Consider the following 3,412-nt stretch of genomic DNA (forward strand, 5'->3'; position numbering starts at 1 on the left):
TTTTTCTTCCCTGGATCTTTTTTCCTCTTCCCTCTCCTTCTTTTCTCACGATTTTCACAGAAAAAAGCCACTCAATCGAGCGGCTTTAGCATAGGATAACACAACCAGAAGAATGATCGGCTGGGGATGGAACTGAACGCCTTGGTATTATTTGAGCAATTTGATCATTTGTTTAAACCGATCGCTTTCTGCAGTTTTCATTAATTCAAATAGCGCGGTTTCAATACTCGTCCATGCAATTCCGGCTGATTTCATTTTCTCCAGTCCAATTTCTTTGTTAGCCAAGGTACGGGAAGATACCGCATCTGTAAGAACCTGAACCTCATACCCCAACGCTTTCAATCCTACTGACGTCTGGTAAACACAGATATGAGTTTCAATGCCTGCAATCAATAATTGCCGTCGTCCCGTTGCCTTTACAGCCTGGATAAATGTTTCGTTTCTGCATGCATCGAAAGAAACTTTTCGAATCGGTTTGAGTCCTGTCAAATATTGTGCCACTTCCTCAACTGTTGATCCCAATCCCTCAGGATACTGTTCAACCCATATGATGGGAATCTCAAGAAGTTGCACCCCTTGAATCAATTTTTCTAAATTTCCTATTAATGTTTCACTTTCATGCACAATTCTCGCCAATCTTCCCTGTACATCAACCACTACCAATAACGTCTGTTCTTCACTAAGCATATCCGCGCCCTCCAAATTTGTTGGAATGAAAATAACTCAAAACCGTTACACATCAATTTCAGGATAACGCAGCATAAGCATAAAAACAATCATAGTTATTGATTCCTAATGATCTTATCATGCAAATTGGACTTAAGCAGGTTAGATAGTTCTGAGAAAATGAAGAATAGCGTGTTCAACAAACCTGCCAACCCATAGAGCGGCAGGTTTGTTCATAGTCCCTCAAGTTTGCTTACTAATCCAGCATGTAGATTTCGTTTTCCTTATCCATTATCAAATTCATCGGAAATGTTTTGATCAATGATCCTCAATAGCGATGGCTGACTCACATTCTTGTTCGCAGAGCTCGTCATTGACACATGTTTCACATCCCTTGCAGGTTCCTTCTAATTTCGCAAAACATGCCAATTTGTGTAAAATATGTTCCTTTTGACTTTCAAAATCATAATTTCGAACCGCTGACATCCGCATTGCTTCTGGCGATCCTCCCCCATGAAGGCTGATGATGGAGTAAAAACCGCCTTCCTTTGAGGCTGTCAAATCTTCGATAAACCGTGCCATTTTTATACGCTCTTCCGCAGTTACACCATGCTTTCCAACCAGGTACCGATCAATCAATTCTCCAGCTTCCGGTATCGCAATATCTTCCGGAGTTGGAGCCGTTGCAACGATACCTCCACTGATTTCATGTGCAATACGGAAAATATCATAGACTTGTTCCGCTAACATCAGTTTTCCAATATTGGATTGCACGGAATCCGGCACGAAATTTCCGGCCACCGTTTTGTGTCCATAAACAGAAGCTGCGACTCCCGTTGCGTAAAATCCTTCAGTAATTCGAATGAGTTCGCCCATACTTCTACGAATGTGCGGAACATCAGTATGAGGAAGGCCATTGTACTCGGCCATAAGCGCCGATGCCCCGATAATCATATCTCCCAGTCCGGCACGGGCACCAATACAAGAATGCCGGTGATGATTAGCAAACGCCTCGGCCAATTTTCCAGCATATTCCCATTCACCGCACAGAAAAACCCTGTCCCAAGGAATAAATACATCGTTAAAGATTACCAGTGCAGTCGATTGCCCAAAATTAGAGCTAAAAGGAGCTTCGGTGTCTTCCGGTCGCCCTGCCGGTTTTGCAATGATTTTTAAACCCGGGGCATCAACAGGAACGGCAAAAGACACGGCATAGTCCACATCTTCTTTCTGCATGGCACGGGTGGGCAGAACAATAAATTCATGGACATAAGGAGCACCGGTTATGTTGGCTTTTGCTCCACGGACAATAATTCCTTTCTGATTTTTTTCAACTACGTGCACGTACAAATTTGGATCGGCTTGTTCATGAGGCCGTTTGCTTCGGTCCCCTTTTGCGTCTGTTACAGCCGTTGCACATGTCAGGTCATGTTTCTGAACATGCAGCAGATAATCCTTAAACACTGAAAAATAGTCAGTGTTTTTATCCGCGTCCATCGTGGCAGTGATTTCGGCCAAAGCCCCAAGTGCATCGTGCATAAGGTAACGTTGTCCACACCCAGTCCACTTACAGATCAAACGAGTCATTTCCAGTTTCTTCAATAAATCGTCTGTACTAAAATCAAGGGCGTTTAATCGGTTTACCTTTGTTCCATCTTCCAGGGTAGCTAACATAATATCCTGATGTTTCTTTTGATGTGCTAACTCGTAGGTGACGGCTATAGCGTTAATACCCGGTTTAAACAAAGGTTCGTCTGCAACACTTTTAACTTTCTTCCCCTTCACTTGAATATCAGGATTGTACTCTTTAAGGCTTAAAACATAGTCCTTACCAGTCATAAGTTTCATGCTCATCTCTCCTCCTCTTATTTACTGATTAGTCAGTTAATAAAAATGCGAACAAAACCAGAAGCCGATCACCCCCCCTTTTTTTCATACTGACTAGTTAGTTGGAATTTGGTTAAAGGAAAAACTCTTATGATTTATTGCAAAAGAGTTTTTAGTAATTTAATTCTTGTGGCAATATAATCCTCTAGGGTAAATTTCTTCGATAGGGACCACCGTCGAAAAGCCCACATTTGAGCCTGGACAAGAATGTCTTCTGCTATAAGAGAAACCGATTCAGGATCGATCTTAAAAAGTCCCATATCTATACCTTTCTTGATTTGGTTCTCAAGATGCCTGCATAATCTTTGTTCTCGACTGAGGAATGAGCTTCGGGCCGCTTTATCTAACGAAGCGGTTTCCTGATACATGAGAACAACATAACTTGAAACTTGATCCACAATACGATAAAGAGCGGTAACGGATTTCGAAATCACTTCCATTGGATTAAGATCCTCTACTGCAACTGCATACAAATCTTGTTCAATGAGTGAATGAATATGGCAACAAACAAGATACAAAATGTCCTGCTTATTTTTTACATATTGAAACATAGTTCCTACATTCATTCCTGCTAAATCCGCTATTTCCTTGGTTGTTGTTGCATGATAACCCTTTTCTGAAAAAACTTTGACTGCAGCATCAATAATTTCGGCCCTTCTCTTCTCAACCAGCTCCGGATTTTTAACTGAAGTTTCTACGATATACTCTTCTGTGTGTGTTCCGCTCATTTTATTCCCTCTTTACTTGCTAGTTGAAGCTTTTCAGCTTAAGCCAACTGACTAGTCAGCCTTGGATAAATTATACTAATAACGTTTTGCTTTTGTCAAATAATATTTAAATAAATCAGATAAATAAGTTA

Annotated in this window: 3 protein-coding genes; all 3 read right to left on the bottom strand. The window is 41.1% G+C overall.

The features are described 5' to 3' along the window. Positions 1-147 precede the first annotated feature (147 nt). The 3 genes from ADA01nite_RS20390 to ADA01nite_RS20400 all read right to left on the bottom strand — a co-directional run bounded on the left by ADA01nite_RS20390 (position 148) and on the right by ADA01nite_RS20400 (position 3,281). Positions 148-687, bottom strand: a complete 540-nt coding sequence (locus tag ADA01nite_RS20390; RefSeq protein WP_146812274.1) for an isochorismatase family protein — start codon at positions 685-687, stop codon at positions 148-150. Between the two features lie 297 nt (positions 688-984). Continuing rightward, the gene (locus ADA01nite_RS20395; RefSeq protein WP_170230402.1) at positions 985-2,514 is read right to left on the bottom strand and encodes a 4-hydroxyphenylacetate 3-hydroxylase family protein; all 1,530 of its coding nucleotides are present in this window, start codon (positions 2,512-2,514) and stop codon (positions 985-987) included. Positions 2,515-2,648: 134 nt separating this feature from the next. After that, the gene (locus tag ADA01nite_RS20400) at positions 2,649-3,281 is read right to left on the bottom strand and encodes a TetR/AcrR family transcriptional regulator (protein ID WP_146812276.1); all 633 of its coding nucleotides are present in this window, start codon (positions 3,279-3,281) and stop codon (positions 2,649-2,651) included. Positions 3,282-3,412 lie beyond the last annotated feature (131 nt).

Origin of the sequence: Aneurinibacillus danicus (genome assembly GCF_007991215.1) — a bacterium.
GTDB classification, from domain to species: Bacteria; Bacillota; Bacilli; order Aneurinibacillales; family Aneurinibacillaceae; genus Aneurinibacillus; species Aneurinibacillus danicus.

Excerpts from the sequence above, each read along its gene's own strand:
- ADA01nite_RS20390 (WP_146812274.1), bottom strand. The coding sequence starts at position 687 with ATGCTTAGTGAAGAACAGACGTTATTGGTAGTGGTTGATGTACAGGGA.
- ADA01nite_RS20395 (WP_170230402.1), bottom strand. The coding sequence starts at position 2,514 with ATGAAACTTATGACTGGTAAGGACTATGTTTTAAGCCTTAAAGAGTAC.
- ADA01nite_RS20400 (WP_146812276.1), bottom strand. The coding sequence starts at position 3,281 with ATGAGCGGAACACACACAGAAGAGTATATCGTAGAAACTTCAGTTAAA.